This is a genomic window from Pseudoblastomonas marina (genome assembly GCF_034374265.1).
Taxonomy (GTDB): domain Bacteria; phylum Pseudomonadota; class Alphaproteobacteria; order Sphingomonadales; family Sphingomonadaceae; genus Alteriqipengyuania_A; species Alteriqipengyuania_A marina.
The window spans coordinates 2,009,447-2,031,134 of record NZ_CP139718.1 but is presented as its reverse complement, the minus strand read 5'-3'; the positions used below and the strand labels follow the sequence as shown (position 1 = coordinate 2,031,134).

Below are 21,688 nucleotides of genomic sequence, written 5' to 3'. Positions count from 1 at the left end.
CAATGGAGCGGCCCTCGAATCATGGATTGGCTTGCCGCTTAAAAGCGGACGCCGAGGCCGACCACGACCTGGTCGGTGGTCGTCTTGCCGAAATCGGCCGAGGCGAGGTCATCATATTCCGAGCGGCGATATTCGACCCGCGCTTCGAGCGGGCCGGGCAGGCCGATCTGCACGCCGCCGCCATAGCGGATGCCGCCGGCATTTTCCTCGAGCTCGGCGAGCGAGCCCGCCTGGGTAAAGGCGCGGGTGTCGAGTGAGGTGTAGCCGACCTTGCCGTAGGCGGTGACGCCCGGAGTCAGCGCGAAACCGGCGCGCGCACCGATATAGTACTGCGCATCGGTCTCGAGCCCGTCGCGGGCCCCGGCGAAAGTGCTCGGGAATTCGGTCGTGCCGCTGCTGGTCGAGATTTCGCCCTCGACGCCGACGAAGGCGCCGCCGAGCGCGATATCGTAGCCGGCATTGATGCCGTAAACGGCCGAATCGGCATTGGCGGTGGCCGAACCGTCTTCGGCCTCGACATCGATCCCTTCGTAACCGGCGAGCGCGCCGACATGGAGGCCGCCCGGGGCCGACTGCGCCAGCGCTGGCGTTGCGGCGATCGACGTGGCCATCGCGGCCAGCAGGATAGTCTTTTTCATCGTGTGTCCTTTCTCGGGATCTGTTGCACGGCGTGCCATTTGCCTCCTGCTGTTTGCGCGCGGATGAACCGGCGGACGAATTGGCGCTGACTTGCGATGAGCGGCGGAGGGGAACGAGCGCCTCCCAGGCCCATTGGTCTGGAAAGACCCGGAGCGCAGCATGATCACGACCACAAATCCCGCCACTGGCGAAACGATCGCCGAATACGAAGAGCTCGACCAAGCGGCGATCGATCGCAAACTATCTCGGGCCGATGGCGCCTATCGCGACTGGCGTACGAGCCCGATCGCGCGCCGCAGCGACGTGCTCGCGAAGATGGGCGATCTCTACGACAGCCGGAAGGACGAGCTCGCGCGGCTCGCCGTGACCGAGATGGGCAAGCCGATCGCGCAGGCCCGGGCCGAGGTCGAGAAATGTGCGCGGCTGCTGCACCATTTCGCCGAGGCCGGCCCGGCGATGCTCGAACCCGAGACATGGCAGCTGTCCGACGGCGGGCGGGCCGAAGGGCGCTGGCTGCCGCAGGGCCCGGTGCTCGCGGTGATGCCTTGGAACTTTCCCTATTGGCAGGTGATCCGGTTCCTCGCGCCGACCATCCTCGCGGGCAATGCTGGGCTCCTGAAGCACGCCAGCATCGTCCAGGGTGTCGCGGCCAAGCTCGAGGAACTCGCGCTCGAGGCGGGCGCGCCCGAAGGCGTGTTCCAGAACCTCGCGATTTCCTCCGACCCGGTGGCCGACATCATCGCAGATGATCGCGTGATCGCCGCCACGCTGACCGGCAGCGAAGGCGCCGGCTCGGCGGTGGCCGAACAAGCGGGCAAGAACATCAAGAAGGTCGTGCTCGAGCTCGGCGGATCGGACCCGTTCATCGTGATGCCCTCGGCCGATCTCGACCGCGCGGTCGAGGATGCGGTCGACGCGCGGATTCAGAACAACGGCCAGTCCTGCATCTGCGGCAAGCGCACCATCGTCCATGCCGATATCTACGACGATTTTTCCGAGCGCTTCATCGCCGCGCTGAAGGACATCGAACCCGGCGATCCGATGAGCGAGGATACCCGGCTCGGCCCGCTTTCGAGCGAAGGCCAGCGCGACACCGTGCTCGACCAGGTCGCGAAGGCGCAGGAAGAAGGCGCGACGCTGCTGTTCGGGGGAAAGAAGATAGATCGCCCGGGCGCCTGGATGAGCGCGGGGCTGCTGACCGATGTCGAAATCGGCAGCGAGACCGGCACCGACGAGATCTTCGGACCCGTCGGCCAGCTTTATCGTGCGGAGGATATCGACCACGCTATCCGCATCGCCAATGCGATCCCCTACGGACTCGGCTCGGCCGCCTGGACCAATGACGCAGATGAGCGCGAACGCTTCGCCAACGAGATCGAGGCGGGGATGACCACCTTCAACGCGGTCAACGGATCGAAGATCGAGGCGCCGTTCGGCGGGATCAAGCGCTCGGGCCATGGCCGCGAACTGTCGCGCTTCGGCCTCCACGAATTCATGAACCTGAAAACCATCGTCTACCCGGAAGGATAATCATGTCGGACAAGACAATTGCCATCATCGGTGCCTCGCGCGGGCTGGGCCTCGGCCTCGCAAAAGAATTCGCCTCGCGCGGCTGGAAGGTCCTCGCGACCGAGCGCAGCGAAGGCGAGGACCTCCACCAGCTCGCCGACGAACACGAGCGGATCGAGCTCGCGACCCTCGACGTCACCGATCCCGCGAGTTTCGACAATGTCTGCGGCAAGCTCGCGGACGGCAGTCTCGACGCGGTGATCGTCAATGCCGGGATCACCGGCGCGAAGCACCAGTCGAGCGTCGAGGCGACGCCCGACGAGGTCGCGCATGTGATGATGACCAACGCCTACGGGCCGATCCATCTCGGCAAGAAGCTGCTGCCCAAGTTGAGGGACGGTGGCACGATCGCCTTCATGTCCTCGCTGATGGGTTCGATCGCCGACAGTTCGGGAGGCTACGAACTCTATCGCACGAGCAAGGCGGCGCAGAACATGCTCGCCAAGGGCGTCGCCGAGCAGGATGCGGGTCCGCGCGACATCGAGGTGCTTTCGCTCCATCCCGGCTGGGTGCAGACCGATATGGGCGGCCCCAATGCCAAGCTGACGGTCGAGGAGAGCGTCACCGGCATGGCCGACGTGGTCGAAGCCGCCGGCAATGGCGGATACCGCTTCGTCGACTACAGCGGAAAGGAACTACCCTTCTAGGCCAGCCCAGGCTCACAACGAAGCCAGCGCCGCGATCAGCGCTTCGGCATCGGCCTCGTCATTGTAGAGATGTGGCGTGATCCGCACCGATTTGCCACGCGCCGAGACGAACACCTTTCGCCGGGCGAGGTCGCCGAGCAGGTCAGGTGGCACGCCGTCGGGGAAACCGAGCGAAAGGTAGTGCGGCGCCCCGACGCCCGCCGGGGCCGAGGCGAATCCAAGCCGTTCTGCCTCTTTGGCGAGCGCGGCGGTTTTTCGTCCTAGCGTCGCGGCGACCGCTTCAGTCCCGAATTCGAGCAGGAAATCCATTGCTGCCACTGCCCCTTCGAGCAATGGCGGGTTGGATTTCTCGCCCATATCGAACCGGCGCGCGCCGGGTTGGTAGTCGTCGCGATAATCGACGAGGCCGGAGAAATCCTCCGACCCGGCGCGGTTGATCCAATTGTGCTCGATCGGGGCCCCGTCATGATGCCGCAGGTCGCAATAGAGCAATCCCACGCCATAGGGGCCCATCAGCCATTTGTAGCTCGCCGCCACCGCGAAATCGGGCCTGACGCGAGTGAGGTCGATCGGCATCGCGCCGAGCGACTGCGTGAGGTCGAGCACCAGCGCGGCGCCAATTTCGCGGCACTTGTCCGCAATCCGCTCGAGGTCGAGCATCCGCCCGTCTGCCCAATGGCAATGCGGCAAGGCGGCGAGCCCGGTGTCGGGGCCGATCGCGTCGAGCACCGCTTCGGTCCAGTCGCTATCCGCATCCCGCCGCGCCACGACGATCCGCGCGCCGCTATCGCGGGCGCGCTCGCGCCAGACATAGATGTTCGAGGGAAACTGGTCGGCAAGCGTGACGATTTCCTGCCCTTCGGCGAGCGACACATTGCGCGCTGCCACGGCGAGGCCGTAGCTCGCGGCGGGCACGATCGCGATGGTCGAGGGATCGACCCCTGCCAGCATCCCGGCGCGTTCGCGAAATCGCTCCGCCAGAGCGAAGAAATGGAGCGGCTGGAACTCCCAAGGAGATGCCTTGCGCCTTGTCCCCGCGTCCATCGCCTCGACCACCGCGTGGCACAGCGGTGACATGTAGGCGCAATTGAAATAGTGGACGTCGTCCGGAATCGCGAAGCGGGAGCGCTGCGGAGCGATCGGAGCGTCCTCCATTAGGCCGGTCGCTAGCTCACCACGCCCGCGCTCGCGAGCACCGCCAGCGTCAACACGTCGGGTGCGCTCGCGGTCATCGGGGCGATCTGGACAGGCTTTTCCATGCCGACCAGCATCGGCCCGATCGTGGCATTGCCCGCCAGCTCGCGCAGCATCTTGGCAGACAGGTTGGCCGATTGCAGCCCCGGCATGATCAGCACGTTGGCGGGACCCGACAGGCGGCTGAACGGATAGAGCGCCATGACCGTCTCGTTGAGTGCGGCGTCGGGCGCCATTTCACCTTCGTATTCGAAGTCCACGCCCTCGTCGTCGAGGATGTGCACCGCGTCGCGGATGTTCTCGAGCCACTTGCCCTCGGGATTGCCGAAGGTCGAATAGGACAGGAATGCGACCCGTGGCTCGTGGCCGAGGCGGCGCGCGACGCGCGCGGTTTCCTTGGCGATATGCGCGAGATCCTTCGACGAGGGCCGCTCGTTGATCGTGGTGTCGGCGAGGAAAGTCGTGTGGTTCTTGCCGATCATCATGTGGATGCCGAACGGGATTTCGCCGGGCTTCGGATCGAGCACGCGATTGATTTCCCGCGCGGTCTGCGAGAACGTCCGCGTGATGCCCGAGATCATCGCATCCCCTTCGCCCAGCGCGACGAGCAGCGCGGCGAACACGTTGCGTTCCTGGTTCACCATCCGGCGGACGTCGCGCTCGGTGTAGCCGCGCCGCTGGAGGCGCGTGTAGAGGAAATCGACCATCGCCGGGATGTGGGGGCTGTCGGCCGAATTCTCGATCTGGAAGCTGTCGACATCGTCGACCCCGAGATTCCCGAGCGCGGCGCGGACCTTCTCGGTGCGCCCGACGAGGATCGGCTTGCCGTAGCCGAAATCGCGCAGCTGGATCGCGGCGCGCAGGATGACTTCTTCCTCGGCTTCGGCGAAGACCACCCGTTGCGGGTTTTTCTTGGCGTCCTCGTAGGTCCGGGTGAGGACCGCGGTGGTGGGGTTGAGCCGGCTCCTGAGGCTGAGGCGGTATTCGTCGAAATCCTCGATCGGCCTGGTCGCGACGCCGCTGTCCATCGCGGCCTTGGCGACCGCGGCGGAGACTACTTCCATCAGCCGCGGATCGAACGGAGCGGGAATGATGTATTCGGGCCCGAACTGCTGGTGCTTGCCATACGCCGCGGCAACTTCCTCGGGCACGCGCTCGCGCGCCAGCTCGGCGATCGCGTGCGCGGCGGCGATCTTCATCTCTTCGTTGATCGCGGTCGCCCGCACGTCGAGCGCACCGCGGAAGATGAAGGGGAAGCCGAGCACGTTGTTGACCTGGTTGGGGAAGTCCGACCGACCGGTGGCGATAATCGCGTCGGGACGCACCTCCTTGGCGAGATCGGGCATGATTTCGGGCACCGGGTTCGCCATCGCGAAGATGATCGGCTGGTCGGCCATTTCCTTGACCCATTCGGGTTTGAGCGCGCCGGCTGCCGACAGGCCGAGGAAGATATCCGCGCCCTGCAGCGCCTCCTCGAGCGAACGGGCATCGGTCTCGACCGCATGCGCGCTCTTCCACTGGTCGACGTCGCTGCGCCCCGGATAGATCGGTCCCGAACGGTCGCACATGGTGACGTTTTCGTGCGGGACGCCCATCGCCTTGATCAGTGCGGTGCAGGCGATCGCCGAGGCACCGGCGCCGTTGACCACCATCTTGACGTCCTTGAGATCGCGCCCGGTAAGGTGGCAGGCATTGATCAGCCCGGCAGCCGCGATGATCGCGGTGCCGTGCTGGTCGTCATGCATGATCGGGATGTTCATCCTCTCGCGCAGGGCCTGCTCGATGATGAAGCATTCGGGTGCGGCGATGTCTTCGAGGTTGATCCCGCCGAAGCTCGGCTCGAGCAGGGCGACCGCCTCGATGAACTTGTCGGGATCCTCGGTGTCGAGCTCAAGATCGATCGCGTCGACATCGGCGAAGCGCTTGAACAGCACCGCCTTGCCTTCCATCACGGGTTTGGAGGCGAGGGCGCCGAGATTTCCGAGGCCGAGGATCGCAGTGCCGTTGGAGATGACGGCGACGAGATTGGCGCGCGCGGTGAAGTCGCTGGCGCAGCCGGGATCCTTGGCGATCGCCTCGACCGGGGCGGCGACGCCGGGGGAGTAGGCCAGCGCGAGATCGCGCTGGGTCGTCATCGGCTTGGTCGCGACGACCTCGATCTTACCGGGACGCCCGGTCGAATGGTAGAACAGCGCCTCGCGGCGGGTGAAATCGTCGGCTTCGTTCTCGGACAAGTCGGGTCTCTCCACTGGTTGCCACCGCCCCTAAACGATGCCTACGCTCAGCGATAGGGGATAGCTCGGCGGCGGGTGGTCTCTAACCCGTCTTGCCAATTTCCCCTTCCATCCTATTCCTCCCGCATGAACGAATCGAACGCGGGTTCGCACGAGGCGGAAAAGGCGCGATTGGCTGCGCTGGAAGCCCGTATGGCCCGAATGGAAGCGTCTGGCCCACGTTCGGCAAGGTTCAATCGCCTGCTCAAATATCTGCCCTTCGTGGCTCTTGGCAACGTAGCCCTGGCCTTTCCGGCGGTGCTGATTTCGCTCGCGGTCGCCTATTTCGCCTTCCAGCAAGCCGAGGCGACGGAAAAGATGCAGATCGCGGCAGTCTGGCCAATAGTTGCTTACGACACGGGCAATTTGTCGGAGGAAGGCGATCCGGTTCTGACGCTGAATGCCAGCAATAATGGCGTCGGCCCCGCTCGCATTCGCGGAATGGAAGTGAGTTATGAGGGCCGTACCTATCGCGACATAAGGATGTTGCTGCGCGATTGCTGTGCCGAGCCTGGCGAAACCATCGCGGTTGTCATGTCTGCCATCAATGGAGAGGTCCTCAAGTCTGGCGAAGAACTGTCATTCGTGCAGGTCACGCGGGATCAGACCAGTCCTCGGGTTTACGAGCGGTTCGAGGATGCACGGCTCTCGATCCGGGTCCGGATGTGCTATTGCTCGGTGTTCGACGATTGCTGGATCGAAGACTCGGCGGCTACGACGCAAGTGGTAGTAAAATCCTGCCCGGCGGACTGGACCCAGTTCGGTTTTCCTCAAGGCACCACTCCCCCATCATGATGGTCTGCTGCGGTGCACGCCGCGACAGGGGATAGTGCAGACTGGCGTTTGGCGAATCGCTCCCGTCATCGCTAGCGTCGCGCGCCTGATGGCCGGACAAATTACACCCATGATGGCGCAGTATCTCGCGCTCAAGGAGCAGGCGGGCGATTGCCTTCTGTTCTATCGCATGGGCGATTTCTTCGAATTGTTCTTCGACGATGCGAAGGTGGCCGCCGGGGTGCTCGACATCGCGCTGACCACGCGCGGCGAGCACGGCGGCGAACCGGTGCCGATGTGCGGCGTGCCGGTGCATTCGGCGGAGGGCTATCTCGCGCGCCTGATCAAGGGCGGCTGCCGGGTCGCGATCGCCGAACAGGTCGAGACGCCCGAGGAGGCCAAGGCGCGCGCCAAGCGCGAGGGCACTCCGGTGTCGAAGGCGCTCGTGGCGCGCGACATCGTGCGCTTCGTTACCGCCGGGACGCTGACCGAGGAAGCACTGCTCGAACCGCGCCGCGCCAATGTGCTGGCGGCAATCGCGCCGGTGCGCGGGAGCGTGGGCGTCGCCTCGGTCGATATCTCGACCGGGCGGATGGAACTGGAGGAATGCGGCGAGGGTGCGCTCGGCGCGCTACTCGCCCGGCTCGGCGCGAGCGAGGTGATCGCGCCCGAGGGCCGCGACGATACCCCCGACGGCGCGATCGAGCGCGATGCGCGCGAATTCTCCAGCGAGAGCGGCGACAAGCGCCTCCGGGCGATCCATGAGGTCGCGACACTCGATGCATTCGGCACCTTCTCGCGCCCCATGCTGGCGGCGGCGGGCGGGTTGCTCGCCTATCTCGACCATGTCGGGCGCGGGACGATGCCGCTGTTGCTGCCGCCGGTGGCGCGCGACGGTGCGGGCACGCTGGCAATGGATGCGGCGACGCGTTCCAGCCTCGAAATCCTCGAGGCGCAGGGCGGCGGACGCAGGGGAAGCCTGGTCGCAGCGGTGGACCGCTGCGTGACCGGCGCTGGGGCGCGGCAGCTGGCCGAGGACCTGTCGGCCCCGCTGACCGACCGCGCAGCGATCGGCGAGCGGCTCGCGCTGGTCGGCTGGCTCCACGAAGACCAATTGCTTCGCGACGAGGTGCGGACCGCGCTCAAGTCGCTGCCCGACATCGGTCGCGCGCTGGGACGCGTGGTGGCCGGACGCGGTTCTCCGCGCGATCTCGGGCAGCTGCGCGACGGCCTGGGCATGGCGCGCCAATTGCGCGACCGGCTGAGGCAGGCCGAGGACCGGCCGCCATTGCTCGATGCCTTGCTGCCCGAGTTGGCCGGCCATGGTGCACTGGTCGATCACTACGGCCGTGCGCTGGTGACGACCCCGCCGACCGAGCGCGCCAAAGGCGGCTTCATCGCTGAAGGCTACGACCACGCGCTCGACGACTTGCGCCAGACTTCGGGCAATGCCCGGCGCGCGATCGCCGCGCTCGAGGCGAAATACCGCGACGAGACCGGCGTGGGATCGCTTAAGATCAAGCACAATGGCGTGCTCGGCTACTTCATCGAGGTGCCCGCCAGGCACGGCGATGCTCTGATGGCGGCCGACAGTGGCTTCACCCACCGCCAGACGCTCGCCAATGCGGTGCGGTTCAATTCGCTGCATCTGCACGAGGAAGCGAGCCGGATTGCCGAGGCGGGTGCGCATGCGCTGGCGGCCGAAGAGGCGCATTTCGAGGAACTGGTCGAGGAAGCGGTCGCCGCGCGCGAAGCGATCGCCCGTACCGCCGCCGCACTGGCAAGGATCGACGTCGCCGCCGGCAATGCAGAGCGCGCTGCAGAGGACGGCTGGACGATGCCGGAGGTGGTCGACGCGCCGTGTCTCGAGATCGAGGGCGGTCGCCACCCTGTGGTCGAAGCCGCGCTCGCGGGCTCGGGCGAACGCTTCGTCGCCAATGACTGCACGCTGGGCGAGACCGACCGGCTATGGCTCGTCGGCGGCCCCAATATGGGCGGCAAGTCGACCTTCCTGCGCCAGAATGCGCTGATCGTCCTGCTCGCGCAGGCTGGCTGCTTCGTGCCTGCAAGCGCGGCCAGGATCGGTCTGGTCGACCGCTTGTTCAGCCGCGTCGGCGCTTCGGACAACCTCGCGCGCGGACGTTCGACCTTCATGGTCGAGATGGTCGAGACCGCGGCGATCCTGAGCCAGGCGACCGAGCGCAGTTTCGTGATCCTCGACGAGGTCGGACGCGGGACCTCCACCTATGACGGGCTCGCGCTGGCCTGGGCGGTGGTCGAGGCGGTGCACGACACGATCGCATGTCGCTGCCTGTTCGCGACGCATTATCATGAGCTCGCGCTGCTGGCCGATCGCTGTGAAGCGCTCTCGCTGCATCACGTGCGTGCGCGCGAGTGGAAGGGGGATCTCGTGCTGCTCCACGAGGTGGCCGAAGGCTCGGCCGACCGCTCATACGGCCTCGCCGTAGCCAAGCTTGCGGGCGTTCCCGCAGCGGTGGTGAAGCGCGCGCGATCGGTGCTCGACAAGCTCGAAAAGGGACGTGCCGAAACCGGCGGGATCGCGGCGGGACTGGGTGACCTGCCGCTATTCGCGGCGGCGGTCGAGGCCGAGGAAGAGCAGTGCGATACGCTGCGCGACGAACTCCGGGCGCTTGATATCGATGCGCTTAGCCCCCGCGACGCACTCGAAAAACTCTACGAGCTGAAGCGCGAGGCGGGCGAGCGCTGAGATTTGCCTTTCGCCAAGGGCGGGCTAGAGTTTGCCGATGGCACAGGACGATCCGCCCGCAGACGAGGACAAGAGCACGCATTGGGCGGAGGTGCGCACCGACCTTGCCGAAGACCGTAACATCATGGCGATGGAGCGAACCTTCGCCGGGTGGATGCGCACCGCTTTCGCTGCGATCGGGATCGGGCTCGGCTTTCGCGCGCTATTCGGCGCGTGGGATCCGAGCTGGGTCCCCAAGCTGATCGCCAGCGCCTTCATCCTCGGCGGGGCCTGGCTGGCGATCAGCGCCCAGCGCCGCGCCTGCCATACGCTCGCGCGGCTCGACACGCACGAATTCGAGCCGATCTCGACGCCCAACTTTCGCGGCATGGCTTACGGCGTGGCGTTCGGCGCAGCGGTGCTCACGGTCGGTTTGTGGTGGTAGGCTGAAGCCCCGGAAAGGATGCGGCGCGGATCAGGTCCCGTCGCCGCGCAGCCCGTCGGGCTTCTTGTCCTTTCCGAACTTGTCGACATTGTCGTCGTGGTTCGGTTCGCCCCGATAGGCGTCCATGTCGACCCGACCCGAACTTTCCATGTCGCGCATGTGGTCGATCGTGTCCTGGGTCGAATCGCCCATGAGGCCCGATTTGTTCGGCCCCTTCTCGCTTTCGGTCGGCGAGCGCGTTTCCTCGGTCAACGTCTCGGCCTGTTCGGTCACTTCCTGCGCCTGGCTGCGATGATCGTCCTGCTCGTCATTATGCGTTTCGGGGGCTAGGCCGGCCTGGCGCTGTTCCTGGCTCTTCGGTCCGTCGGTCATGGATATCTCCTTTGCCCCATCAACCGACCGCAGCCCGTTCGAGTTCCGCCTAGATCGCGCCTATCTCGGGCCGCTTGCGCCGGGTGGCGATCCAGCAGCCCGCCACGATCAGCAGCACGCCGGATATCGTCGTCAGCGGGACGGCCTCGCGAAAGAAGAGCCATCCGAACAGGCTCGCCCACAGGAACCCCGAATATTCCATCGGAACCAGGACTTGCGCCTCTTCGCGGGCATATCCCCATGCGAGCGCCGCGGCGCCGACCACGGTCAGCAGCGCGGCAGCGGCGAGATCGCCGGTTACCGCCGCGTCCGGCAGGACGAGGAACCACGGCGCACCGAAGGCGAGCACCAGCCCCCCGATTCCGCTATGGAAGGTGGCAATTTCGAGCGGCTTGGCGACCAGCGCCTGCTGCCGCCCGAGCACGAGGTTGTAGGCGTAGAGCAGGGCGGAGAAAGTGATCGCGGCGAGGCCCAGCGCGGCATCCTCGGTCATTCGCTCGCGGCCGATCCGCCCGCCCACGATCACCAGCGTGCCGGCGAGGCCGAGCAATGCCGCCCAGATCGCCTCCCGCCGGATTTGCTCCTTGAGCAGCAGCGCGGCGAGATAGAGCGAGAGGATCGGCGCGAAGAAGCTGATCGCGATCGTCTCGGCGATCGGTAGCTTGGTCAGCGCGTAGAAGAAGGTCAGCGCCATGAAGGCGGAGATCACGCCGCGGATCAGGTGGAAGCGCAGCGGCTCGCGCGCGGGCCAGCGCCCACCTGCGGCAAGCCACACCGGCGCGGCGACGGCAAAGCCGATCCCGTAACGCAGCACCGCCGCGCTATAGGCCCCGATCGCCAGCGCCGCGCCCTTCATGAAGGCGTCCATCAACGACAGGCACGCGACCCCGGCGAGCGCGGCGAGAACGGGCATGAGGTGAAGGTGACGGTCCGGCATGGCGTGCCTCATGCGCGGCGAATGACTGCGCGACAAGCGCCGCGATTCAGTTACGCGACAGCTACCCACATGCTATAAGCGCACGACGTTGGCGGGAGATTCCGCCGAAGACAGGGATCAAGATGAATACCAGGACCATTCTTTCGCTCGGCGCTGCGACGCTGTTGGTGACTCCGCTGGCCGCAGGCGCGCAGGAAGCCGGCGCGGAAACCGAGATCTCGACCGATTCGATGGCGGTCGACCGCGTGACGGTCGAACAGGAAGTCTCGCAGGCGGTGGTCCAGGACATCCCGCCCGAGGCCGATCCCGACCCGGTCGGTGAATGGTCGGTCAAGCACGCCGAGGCGCTCCTCGCCGCGGTCGAGAACATCGGGACCGAGGGCCTGATACCCGCCGACTACGAGCCCGAAGCGCTGCGTGCCGCGATCGACGCGGGCGAAGGCGAAGCGCTCGATACGCTCGCCAGCCGAATCTTCGTCTACCTGGTCGAGGATCTGCGCGACGGGCGCACCCCGATGGACGCGCGCCGCCAGTGGTTCGTGGTCGATCCCGACGCCGATCGCCTGCCGACCTTCACCGTGATGGAGCAGGCGCTTGCAAGCGGCGATATTGCCGGGGCGCTGGTGGGGCTGGCGCCCGAGCATCGCGACTACGCTGCGCTCAAGGCCGAACTGGCGAAGACCACCGAGACGAAGAAGCGCAAGCTGATCATGGCGAACATGGATCGCTGGCGCTGGCTCCCGCGAGAGCTGGGCCGGTTCTACCTCCTCACCAATGTCCCCGAATACAAGCTGCGCGTGACCGTGGGCGACAAGGTATTGTTCAATTACCGCACCATCGTGGGCAAGCCGGGCCGCACCGCGACCCCGCAGCTCGCCGAAACGGTCGAGGGCGTGGTCTTCAACCCGACCTGGACGGTGCCGCAATCGATCGTGAAAGGCGAAGGGCTTGGCGCGAAGGTGCTGAACAATCCTGCCTGGGCGCGTGCCAACGGCTATGTCGCGACCAGAGGGGAGAATGGCTGGGTGACTGTCGTGCAGCAGCCCGGTCCGGGCAATTCGCTCGGCCGGATGAAGCTCGACATGCCCAACCCGCATGCAATCTTCATCCACGATACGCCGGCGAAATCGCTGTTCGCCCAGGACTACCGCGCACTCAGCCATGGTTGCATCCGCACCGAACACGCCGACGAACTCGCGATCACGATGGCGATCGTGGGCAAGGGCGCGACGCGCGACGAGGCGGTCGAGATCGCCGCGTCGGGCAAGTACACCAAGGTCCCGCTGGAGCGGAAATGGCCGGTCTACATCACCTATTTCACTATGGGGACCGACGTCGACGGCAAGATGAAGACCTTCGGCGACATCTACGACCGCGACGCGCCGGTGCTCGCGAGCTTCGACGCCGAGCGCGTGGGCAACCGTGCGCGCGTCACCAGCGAGAAGGCGGTCGCGATCGAAGCTCCCGGAGCCTAGTAGATCCCCGGATTGGTGCGCTGTTCGTCGCGCGGGGGATCGGGCTGGAGGATTTCGGCCTGCTGGAAGGGCGGAATGATCTCGCCGCCGTCGGGCCCGATGCCATAGCTGTCGGCCAACAGCAGCTTGCCGCCGGCGAGATGCAGCTTGGCCTCGTCGAAATCCTTCGGGTCCATTGCGAAACAGCCGTTCGAACGGCCGAGCCGACCCCACCGCTCGACATGTTCGGCGCGGGCATAGGTTGCCTGGTGCATCACGATCGCTCGGTCGAGCGCGTTGGAATTGGTCGCATCGAGCCCGTCTAGCCGGATCGAGACGCCGTAGCGCCCGGTGTACCAGCCGCGGGTGAAATAGGCCCCGCGGCTCGTCGCATTCGAGCCCTCGACATTCGAAAAGTTTTTGAGCCAGCCATCGTGCTGCGGGTCCGACCCCGTGCCGTGCGAGCACAGGTAGGAATGCACGCGCTCGTTCGCGAGATCGACGAAATGCAGCCGTTCATTGGCCGAATGCAGGCCGAAATCGGCGATCCCGACGACATCCTTGTGCCACAGCAGTGCGCCGTGTTCCTCGATGCCCCGGCGGGCGATCTCGAACAGGCGCCGATCGCGCGGCGAATGGGTCGCAACCTGGGCGGACAGGCGCGCGGGAAGCGCCGCAACGGCACCGAAGGCGAGCCCTGACTTGATCAGTGTGCGTCGATCCATAACCCCTTCATAGCACATTTACGGTTTAGCAAAGCCTGAATGCGATGCGATTATCCGCGGCTGCGATGGATCGTGGCGAAGGAGGCCGGGCGCGAACACGGCCATCCGATGCGACTTCAGGCGCCGACGCATTGGCGGGCGGCGCCGATCGCCCCGTCGCGGACCTTGCCCATATAGGCGCGCGACAGGCGGTTGAACTCGCTGCGTTCCATCCCGAGTCGCTCGGCGGCCTCGGCGTCGGGCACGCCGCGCTCGAGCGAGTAGAGCTTGTCGATGAAGGCGCGTTCCTCGCTGTTGAGCGTTTCGAACGCCTTGTCGGCCATGCAGGCGCATTCGCTTTCGGTCAGCCGACCGTTGCCGCTAGAAAAACAGCTTTCGGCCATTTCCTGTTTCGCTTGCCCGATACCCGAGCCGCAACCGGCGAGCGTGGCGCCGAACACGACCAGCGCAATCATGGATTTCTTCATCTGGGTCCTCCTGTTTACCGCCGCGAGCATGGCGGACCGGGTAAACATTCGACACAGACGCTTTCTGTCAAGCGAGCCGGGGCTCGGTCACTCCGCCGCCACCGCGTCGGCATTGCCGGCATCGCTCATCTGGTCCTCGATCATCGCCGCGCGCTGTTCGACGAGGTCGACGATGTGATCGAGCATGTCGCCCGATTTCACGTGGTGGTCGGTCACGCCCGAGAGGTAGACCATGTGCTTGCCGTTGCCGCCGCCGGTGATGCCGATATCGGTTTCGCGCGCTTCGCCCGGGCCGTTGACGACGCAGCCGAGCACCGAGAGGCTCATCGGGGTCTTGATGTGCTGGAGCCGCTCCTCGAGCGCCTGCACGGTGCGGATCACGTCGAACCCCTGCCGTGCGCAGGAGGGGCAGGAAATGACGCGCACGCCGCGGGTGCGCAGGCCAAGTGCCTTGAGGATCTCGAAGCCGACCCGGACCTCTTCCTCGGGTTCGGCGGAGAGCGAGACGCGGATCGTGTCGCCGATCCCGGCCCACAGCAGCGAGCCGATCCCGATCGAGCTCTTCACCGTCCCGCCGATCAGCCCGCCCGCCTCGGTAATTCCGAGATGCAAGGGGCAGTCGACCGCTTCGGCGAGGCCGTGGTAGGCGGCCACCGCGAGGAATACGTCGCTGGCCTTCACCGCCACCTTGTAGTCGTGAAAATCGTGGTCCTGCAGCAGCTTGATGTGGTCGAGCGCGCTTTCGATCAGCGCCTCGGGGCAGGGCTCGCCGTATTTCTCGAGCAGGTCCTTTTCGAGGCTGCCCGCGTTCACGCCGATGCGGATCGCGCAACCGTTCGCCTTGGCCGCGCGAACGACCTCGGCGACGCGTTCGCTGCTGCCGATATTGCCCGGGTTGATGCGCAGGCAGGCCGCGCCCTTGTCGGCGGCCTCGAGCGCGCGCTTGTAGTGGAAATGGATGTCGGCAACGATCGGGATCGCTGCGGCCCTGGTGATCTCGTCGAAGCGCTCGGTCGCCTCGGCGGTGGGGCACGACACGCGGATGATGTCCGCACCCGCCTCCTCGCAGCGGCGGATCTGGTCGATCGTCGCGGAGACATCCTCGGTCGGGGTGTTGGTCATGGTCTGCACGGTGATCGGTGCATCGCCGCCGACCGGCACGCTGCCGACCATGATCTGGCGGGACTGGCGGCGCTCGATCGTGCGCCAGGGACGGATGGAATCTAGGCTCAAGGCTCAAATCCTAACGGGCATGGACCGGGTGTTACACTGTCCAGGGCAAAGAAAAGACGACCGCGCGCAGCGGTGTGCGCCGCCCATATGGGCGCTATGTTGCACGATTGCGATACGCGGGAACATGGGCCCTGCATAACAGGCCCGGCGCGCTTAGGAAAACGCCTTAGAAGCGCGTCGATAGCGAGAAGGCGAGCACGTCTGCATCGCCGGTGCTGTTCGAGCGGGTGACCACGCTCGTCTGCGCCGGCGTACCGGGATAGAACACCGTCTGACGCGCGATCGGCTCGCTCGAGACGAAGACGTGGCTGTAGGCGAGGTTCACCGCCATGTGATCGGTCAGGCGATAGGTCGCACCGGCGCTGGCCCAGAGCCGGTCGCCATCGGGCACGCGGGTCGAGCGGAACGTGTCGCCGACCGGGCTTTCGTCCCACATCGTGCCCGCTCGCAGCGTGAGCTTGTCGGAGAAGTCATATTCGCCGCCCGCCGCGATCGACATCGTGTCCTCGTAGTTCTGCGGGCTGCTGGTCGGCGGGAATCCGGGGGCGATGAAGTCGATCCGGTCGAAATCGCTCCAGTCGTAATGGCGCGCGGTAGCATAGCCTCGCCACTTGCCGCCGGGGTCGATCGCGACCGAGAGCGTGGCGATATCGGGCATGGTGATCGGCGTGGTCGCGTCGAACGTGCCGTTCTGCGGCGCGAGCGGTCCGGCGAGGCCCGAGATCTCGAGCGGCCCTTCGAGCGTGTGTTCGACCTGCGAACGGTAATGCGCGCCGAAGCGCAGCGGGCCGGCCTTGAACAGCGCGCCGACATTGAAGCCGAACGAGATATCGTCGCCTTCGATCGCGAAGCGCCCGTCGGGCGCGGTCGGCGAGAGGTTGGGCAGCGCGTTGACCAGCGTGGTGTCGATATACTGGATGTCGATCCCGCCACCGAGCGAGAGGTTCTCGGTCAGCTTGACCGCGACGCTCGGCTGGACGTTGAAGGTCAGCAGGTCTGCCTGCACCGCATCGAAGCGGCCGAAGAAATCGTCCTCGTAGCCCGACGCGACGCCGAACGGGCTGTTGACGCCGACACCGACCCACACGCGGTCGCTGACCTGTGCACTGGCATAGAAGCTCGGGATCGGGATCGGCTGGGCGAACGGATTGCCGCCGTCGCTGCCGGCAACGGGAACGGTCCCCGCCAGGCCCGGCACGGTGCGCGTCGATCCGGCGTTGTCCTGCTGCGCGGTGACGAACAGCAATTGCCCGCCGCCCTCGATATTGATGCCTTCGAGTTCGGTCATCCCCGCCGGGTTGAAGAAGATCGTCGCGCCGCTATCGGCGGCGGCAGCTTCGCCGGAATAGGCGCGACCGGCCTCGATTCCGGACTGCTCCTGGACGTAGAATCCACCTGCAACGACAGGTGTGGCAACGAGCGCGCTCGATAGGCCGAGCGCAGCGATGAAAGGCTTGTTCTGCATCTGGATATCTTCCTACAGGCCAGCCGTGGCGGCAAGCCGTTCCTTTGCGATCCACTTAACGGTTGAATTTTCGTGGCGCTTAGGCCGCACCGCGTTGCCAACGCCGCAGCTTTGGGCGAGACGGGATCGGTGACCGACAACGAAGCTGCCCGCGAAGACGATGCCGATGGCCCGCTGCTGTTCGGGCGCGTCCTCGACGGCGAGGGCGGGGCGCGAGTGATCGGCTGGGACGAAGCGCGGGACTGGAAGCCCGCCGCCCCGGGCGAAATCATGTGGGTCCATCTGTGCCGCAATCGCGCGGGCGTGACCGAGTGGTTGCGCGACGGTCTCGGCCTGCCCGAACCGACCTGGGAACTGCTGGTCTCCGACCGTACCCGGCCGCGTGCATTCCGCGAAGCCGGTACGCTGGTCGCGACGCTGCGCGGGATCAACTTCAACCCGGGGGCCCAACCGGAGGACATGATCTCGATGCAATTGTGGTGCGACGGGGCGCGGCTGGTCACGCTGCGGCGCCACCCGATGCAGTCCCCGCGCCGCGTGCTGAAGGCGATCGACGACGGCATCGGCCCGCGCGATTGCGGGGCGATCGTGACTGAGTTGGCCGAAAACCTCGTCACAAGGATGAACGCCGCGATCGTCGACATGAACGACCATATCGACGAACTCGAACAGGCCGATCTCGAGGGCGATACCGACAGCATGCTCGACAGGATCACAAGCATCCGGCGCAACTGCCTAGCCCTTAAGCGTCACATGGGTCCGCAGCACGTCGCGCTCGAAGCGATCAGCCGCGAAGCGCCGCCATGGTTCGAGGATCACGACCGCCGCGAAATCGCAGAGACGATCGACCGGCTGCGCCGCTACCTCGACGACATCGATATCTCTAAGGAAAGCGCGATGGTGATGCAGGACGAGCTGCGCGCCCGCGCGCTCGCGGCGAACGAACGCGCGACCTACATGCTCACCATCGTGGCGGGAATCTTCCTGCCGCTCGGATTTCTCACCGGCCTGTTCGGGATCAATGTCGGCGGGATGCCCGGATTGGAAGATCCCGAAGCGTTCTGGTGGGTCGTCGGCCTGTGCATCGCGATCATGTTCGCGCTTTATTTCCTGTTCCGGAAACTGCGCTGGCTGTGATCGCGAGGGACGGCGCTGGTCCGGGCCAGCTCAGTCGTCGTGCTCGATTACCTTGATCGCTTCTGGCAGCGCCTGCTTCAACTGGCCGAGCAGGGCTTCGCATTCCTCGTGACGCCCATCTTCGAGGCATCGCAATGCCTCGGCGAGCTTGCGATCGACCGCGCCCAGCATCTGGCGGCAGTTCTTGTTTGCATGGTTGAGCCGGTGGATGCGTTCTTCCGGGGTCATGATCTGTTCGGGCGCCACACCGCGCCCGCCTCCGTTAAGGGTTCCTTCCCGATCGTGTTCGCGGGGAACGCGGTGCCGGTCAAGCAGACGGGGCGCGGGATCGAAATCCCGCGCCCCGCCGCATTGCCATCGCCGTCGATCACGCGCCGGGGGGCAGCGGATCTTCCGAGCCCTTGGTCGAACGCCGGCGCGGCGGCTTGGGTGCCGGTGGCACGCCATCGCCCGCCGCGTCGTCCATCTGTTCGAGCTTGCGCGCGGCCCACTCGCGGCCGCCGAGGCCGAAGGCCAGCGCACCCGCCACCGAGACACCGATCACGATCGCGGTGAATGCGGTTTCGGTGATGATGTCGCCGACGCCGGTGAAGCTCAGGCCCATGAAGGTGAAGAGGATGATGGTCGCCCACTTCACGATCGAGCCCGCGGACGACCCGCTCTCCGCCCCGTCGATGATCCGCTGGAGCATGTTGGCGAGCAAGAAGCCCACCCCGATCACGACCGCGCCGAACACGACCTTGCCGCCCAGTTCGAGGACTTCGTTGAGCAGCGCCGTCAGTTCCGGGAAGCCGAGCAGCCTGGTCGCCGCAATGGCGAAGAACAGGATGATCGCGACCTGCACGACGCGTGCGATCACGCTTGATGCGCGCGTGTCGTGGGGCAGGATCTCGGCGGCCTGCAGCGAACGGTCGACGCCGAGCCCGGCGAGGATTTCCTTGAGGAATTCCACCACGAAGCGGCTGATGACGTAGCCGATGCCGAGCAGGATCGCCGCCCCGATGATCCGCGGGATCGCGTCGAAGATCAGCTGAAGCATGTTGCTCGCTGGAGCCATCACGCTGTCGAGGTTGAGCGCATCGAGCGCGAGGATCGAGACGAACACCACGATGATCGCGTAGATCACGGTGCCGATGGTCTTGCTGATCGTGCTGTTGCCGGTGACGGTGTCTACCCCGCCGCGATTGGCCCATTTGTCGAAATCGACCGTCTGCAGCGTCGTCGTGACGAGGTCGCGCACGATCTTCGCGACCATCAGGCCGATGAAGAAGATGAGCCCCGCACCGACCAGGTTCGGGATGAAGTCGACCACGTTGGCGAGCAGCGCGTTGATCGGATCGGCCACCGAAGCGAGGCCGAGCACGGTCAGCAGGACGAGCAGCCCGAACAGCCAGATCAGCAGGCTGACGATCTCGCCCAGCGATTCACCGAGCGATCGCCCGCTGCCGGTCCCGCGTTGGAAGAAGGAAATCTTGTCGACAAGCTTGGCGAATGCCCATTTCGCCGCCCGTGCAGCCACCCAAGTGGCCAGGAGGATGACGACGGCGAGCCCGATCTTCTCGAGAACCTCCATCGCGACATCCTGGTCCCAACGATAATTCCCTAGTTGCATATCGTTTCCTTCCCCGTGTTTATGATGAGGCCCAAATTAACAGGTTGCGGGGCTTTAACCAAATGGCGTGTGCATAATCTGGCCTCTTGCCAATCGCCGGGCGCGGTTACACAACCGCCGGCATGCGTATTCTCAGCCAGTTCTTCGCCGCCCCCGTTCTCGCTTTCGCCGGGCTTCTCCTTCTTCTCGCCGCCCCGGCGTCCGCACACGATCCCGAATGGTCGATCGCGATCCATGGCGGCGCGGGCACGATGTCGCCCGAGCGGATGGATGCGGAGACCCGCGCCGAATACGAGGCTGCCCTGCAGGCCGCGCTCGATGCCGGGTCGAAAGTGCTCGCAGAAGGTGGAACCGCGATGGACGCGGTGGTCGCCGCGATCACGCTGATGGAGGACGATCCCAAGTTCAACGCCGGGCGCGGCGCGGTCTTCACCTGGGACGGGGTCAACGAACACGACGCCTCGATCATGGACGGCCGCACCCGCGATGCGGGCGCCAGCACCGGCACGCGCAACGTCCGCCACCCGATCCTGCTCGCGCGTGCGGTGATGGAGGACAGTCCCCATGTATTCTTGAGCCGCGAGGGGGCGGAGCAGTTCGCGGCGGAACAGGGGCTCGAGCTGGTCGACCCGGCGTGGTTCGGCACCGACAGCCGCCGCGAGGCTCTCGAGCGCTACAAGGCGGCGCAGATGGAAGAGCAGGGCATGAGCCAGCTCGCAATCGATACCAAGTTCGGCACGGTCGGCGCGGTCGCGCGCGACAGCAACGGCAACCTGGCCGCCGGCACCTCGACCGGCGGGATGACCGGCAAGCGCTGGGGACGGATCGGCGATTCGCCGATCATCGGATCGGGCACCTATGCCGACAATCGCGCCTGCGCCGTCTCCGCGACCGGCTGGGGCGAATATTTCATCCGCACCAACGTTGCCGCCGAGATTTGCGCGCGGATGCGGATGAAGGGCGAGAGCGCGAAGGTCGCGGGCGAAGCGGTGATCGCCGAAATGGGCGCGCTCGGCGGTAATGGCGGTGTGATCGTCGCGGGCGCGAACGGCGATCTCGCCTTCGCCTTCGACACCACCGGCATGTATCGCGGGCGCGCCGATTCCGAGGGATTGAACGAAGTGGCGATCTTCGCCGGCGAAGATGGCGGTGAGGACGACTGATCCTGCGCCTTCGCACCCTTGCCTTGATCGGCTCCCGCTCCTAAGGCGGCGCGCAAACTTCCATCACTAGCAAAGACGCGAAAACGCCATGGACGATCGGACCAACACAACCTTCGGCTGGATCCTCTTTTCCGGGATCGTGCTGCTCGGCGGCGCGAGCCTCTCCTCTCATTATTTCCAGGCTGACAAGCCGCACGCCCCCGAAGAAGGTGGCTACTTCATCGAAGGTGCGGCGGAAGAAGGTGGCGAGGACGATGGTCCCGCGCTGGCGACGCTGCTCGCCAATGCCGATCTCGCCGCGGGCGAGCAGGTCTTTGCAAAGTGCTCCGCCTGCCACACGGTCACCCCGGGCGGCGCCGACGGCATCGGCCCCAACATCCATGCCATCATGGGCGCGCCGATCGCCTCGGGTTCGTTTGCCTATTCGGCCGATCTCAAGGGCGTCGGCGGCACCTGGACCTGGGAACAGATGGACGCCTGGCTCGCCAGCCCGCGCAAGTTCGCCGCGGGGACCAAGATGAGCTTCGCCGGTCTCGGCAAGCCCGAGGACCGCGCCAACCTGATGGCATGGCTCAACACGCAGGGTTCGAACATCGCGCTGCCGCCACCCCCGGTCGAAGAGCCCGAGGAAGGTGACGCCCCGGCCCAGGACAATGGCGAGATGGGCGAACAGGTCGGCACCGACTTCGACGATGCCACCGCGGTCAATCAGCCAGATCCGGAACTCCAGGATACACCCATCCTTTCCGACCAGATCCCCGAAGAATAAGGTCAGCGGCCACTTGTAATTCGTCATTGCGCGGCGGCGCGGTCGCGGCGGCCCTCCTGCGCGGGCGCGCCTTGCGCCTTGGTTCGCGTCGCCATGCTAGCGGCGC

20 protein-coding genes are annotated in these 21,688 nt (G+C 65.9%); 9 read left to right on the top strand and 11 right to left on the bottom strand.

Features of this window, described 5'->3' with window-relative positions:
- Positions 1-38: 38 nt before the first annotated feature.
- Positions 39-638: an outer membrane protein gene (locus T8S45_RS10045; RefSeq protein WP_322293625.1), complete on the bottom strand. Its 600-nt coding sequence runs from the start codon at positions 636-638 to the stop codon at positions 39-41.
- Positions 639-771: 133 nt separating this feature from the next.
- Here T8S45_RS10045 and T8S45_RS10040 point away from each other — a divergent pair, with 133 nt between their 5' ends.
- Positions 772-2,169, top strand: a complete 1,398-nt coding sequence (locus tag T8S45_RS10040) for an NAD-dependent succinate-semialdehyde dehydrogenase (RefSeq protein ID WP_322293624.1) — start codon at positions 772-774, stop codon at positions 2,167-2,169.
- Positions 2,170-2,171: 2 nt separating this feature from the next.
- The gene (locus T8S45_RS10035) at positions 2,172-2,855 is read left to right on the top strand and encodes an SDR family NAD(P)-dependent oxidoreductase (RefSeq protein WP_322293623.1); all 684 of its coding nucleotides are present in this window, start codon (positions 2,172-2,174) and stop codon (positions 2,853-2,855) included.
- Between the two features lie 12 nt (positions 2,856-2,867).
- On the opposite strand, the gene T8S45_RS10030 is transcribed toward T8S45_RS10035, so the two are convergent.
- Positions 2,868-4,010, bottom strand: a complete 1,143-nt coding sequence (locus T8S45_RS10030) for an aminotransferase class V-fold PLP-dependent enzyme (RefSeq protein WP_322293622.1) — start codon at positions 4,008-4,010, stop codon at positions 2,868-2,870.
- Positions 4,011-4,021: 11 nt separating this feature from the next.
- Positions 4,022-6,283 carry an NADP-dependent malic enzyme gene (locus T8S45_RS10025; protein ID WP_322293621.1) on the bottom strand — a complete coding sequence of 754 codons (2,262 nt, stop codon included), beginning with the start codon at positions 6,281-6,283 and terminating at the stop codon, positions 4,022-4,024.
- Between the two features lie 126 nt (positions 6,284-6,409).
- Here T8S45_RS10025 and T8S45_RS10020 point away from each other — a divergent pair, with 126 nt between their 5' ends.
- The 3 genes from T8S45_RS10020 (at position 6,410) to T8S45_RS10010 (ending at position 10,248) form a co-directional block, all read left to right on the top strand.
- Positions 6,410-7,117, top strand: a complete 708-nt coding sequence (locus tag T8S45_RS10020; protein WP_322293620.1) for a hypothetical protein — start codon at positions 6,410-6,412, stop codon at positions 7,115-7,117.
- An 88-nt stretch (positions 7,118-7,205) separates the two neighbouring features.
- Positions 7,206-9,824 (top strand): DNA mismatch repair protein MutS, encoded by a 2,619-nt coding sequence (mutS, locus tag T8S45_RS10015; RefSeq protein ID WP_322293619.1) that lies wholly within the window; start codon positions 7,206-7,208, stop codon positions 9,822-9,824.
- Positions 9,825-9,861: 37 nt separating this feature from the next.
- Positions 9,862-10,248 (top strand): YidH family protein, encoded by a 387-nt coding sequence (locus T8S45_RS10010; protein ID WP_322293618.1) that lies wholly within the window; start codon positions 9,862-9,864, stop codon positions 10,246-10,248.
- 30 nt (positions 10,249-10,278) lie between these two features.
- Here T8S45_RS10010 and T8S45_RS10005 read toward each other — a convergent pair whose 3' ends face one another.
- Both T8S45_RS10005 and T8S45_RS10000 read right to left on the bottom strand, forming a co-directional pair.
- Positions 10,279-10,620 carry a hypothetical protein gene (locus tag T8S45_RS10005; protein ID WP_322293617.1) on the bottom strand — a complete coding sequence of 114 codons (342 nt, stop codon included), beginning with the start codon at positions 10,618-10,620 and terminating at the stop codon, positions 10,279-10,281.
- Positions 10,621-10,669: 49 nt separating this feature from the next.
- A complete protein-coding gene (locus T8S45_RS10000) occupies positions 10,670-11,557 on the bottom strand; it encodes a DMT family transporter (protein WP_322293616.1) in 888 nt (295 codons plus the stop codon).
- Between the two features lie 122 nt (positions 11,558-11,679).
- Between T8S45_RS10000 and T8S45_RS09995 the strand changes: the two genes are divergently transcribed.
- A complete protein-coding gene (locus tag T8S45_RS09995) occupies positions 11,680-13,032 on the top strand; it encodes a L,D-transpeptidase family protein (RefSeq protein ID WP_322293615.1) in 1,353 nt (450 codons plus the stop codon).
- On the opposite strand, the gene T8S45_RS09990 is transcribed toward T8S45_RS09995, so the two are convergent.
- The 4 genes from T8S45_RS09990 to T8S45_RS09975 all read right to left on the bottom strand — a co-directional run bounded on the left by T8S45_RS09990 (position 13,029) and on the right by T8S45_RS09975 (position 16,901).
- Positions 13,029-13,736, bottom strand: a complete 708-nt coding sequence (locus tag T8S45_RS09990) for a murein L,D-transpeptidase catalytic domain-containing protein (protein ID WP_322293614.1) — start codon at positions 13,734-13,736, stop codon at positions 13,029-13,031. The two genes, T8S45_RS09995 and T8S45_RS09990, sit on opposite strands and share 4 nt — an antisense overlap.
- Before the next feature lie 116 nt (positions 13,737-13,852).
- Positions 13,853-14,203 (bottom strand): hypothetical protein, encoded by a 351-nt coding sequence (locus T8S45_RS09985; RefSeq protein WP_188642698.1) that lies wholly within the window; start codon positions 14,201-14,203, stop codon positions 13,853-13,855.
- Between the two features lie 87 nt (positions 14,204-14,290).
- Positions 14,291-15,436 (bottom strand): flavodoxin-dependent (E)-4-hydroxy-3-methylbut-2-enyl-diphosphate synthase, encoded by a 1,146-nt coding sequence (gene ispG, locus T8S45_RS09980; RefSeq protein ID WP_322293613.1) that lies wholly within the window; start codon positions 15,434-15,436, stop codon positions 14,291-14,293.
- Positions 15,437-15,602: 166 nt separating this feature from the next.
- Entirely contained in the window at positions 15,603-16,901 is a 1,299-nt protein-coding gene (locus tag T8S45_RS09975; RefSeq protein ID WP_322293612.1) for an OmpP1/FadL family transporter, read from the bottom strand.
- 129 nt (positions 16,902-17,030) lie between these two features.
- Here T8S45_RS09975 and T8S45_RS09970 point away from each other — a divergent pair, with 129 nt between their 5' ends.
- Positions 17,031-18,038, top strand: coding sequence for a zinc transporter ZntB (locus T8S45_RS09970; protein ID WP_322293611.1), 1,008 nt, complete (start codon positions 17,031-17,033; stop codon positions 18,036-18,038).
- A gap of 30 nt (positions 18,039-18,068) precedes the next feature.
- Here the strand turns inward: T8S45_RS09970 and T8S45_RS09965 are convergent, their stop codons facing one another.
- Together T8S45_RS09965 and T8S45_RS09960 are read right to left on the bottom strand one after the other, a co-directional pair.
- The gene (locus T8S45_RS09965; protein ID WP_322293610.1) at positions 18,069-18,284 is read right to left on the bottom strand and encodes a hypothetical protein; all 216 of its coding nucleotides are present in this window, start codon (positions 18,282-18,284) and stop codon (positions 18,069-18,071) included.
- Between the two features lie 121 nt (positions 18,285-18,405).
- Positions 18,406-19,650: a mechanosensitive ion channel gene (locus T8S45_RS09960; protein WP_322293609.1), complete on the bottom strand. Its 1,245-nt coding sequence runs from the start codon at positions 19,648-19,650 to the stop codon at positions 18,406-18,408.
- A 122-nt stretch (positions 19,651-19,772) separates the two neighbouring features.
- Here T8S45_RS09960 and T8S45_RS09955 point away from each other — a divergent pair, with 122 nt between their 5' ends.
- Both T8S45_RS09955 and T8S45_RS09950 read left to right on the top strand, forming a co-directional pair.
- On the top strand, positions 19,773-20,813 hold the full coding sequence (locus tag T8S45_RS09955; RefSeq protein ID WP_322293608.1) for an isoaspartyl peptidase/L-asparaginase family protein: 1,041 nt from the start codon (positions 19,773-19,775) through the stop codon (positions 20,811-20,813).
- A gap of 88 nt (positions 20,814-20,901) precedes the next feature.
- Entirely contained in the window at positions 20,902-21,582 is a 681-nt protein-coding gene (locus T8S45_RS09950) for a c-type cytochrome (protein WP_322293607.1), read from the top strand.
- The last annotated feature ends 106 nt before the right edge of the window (positions 21,583-21,688 follow it).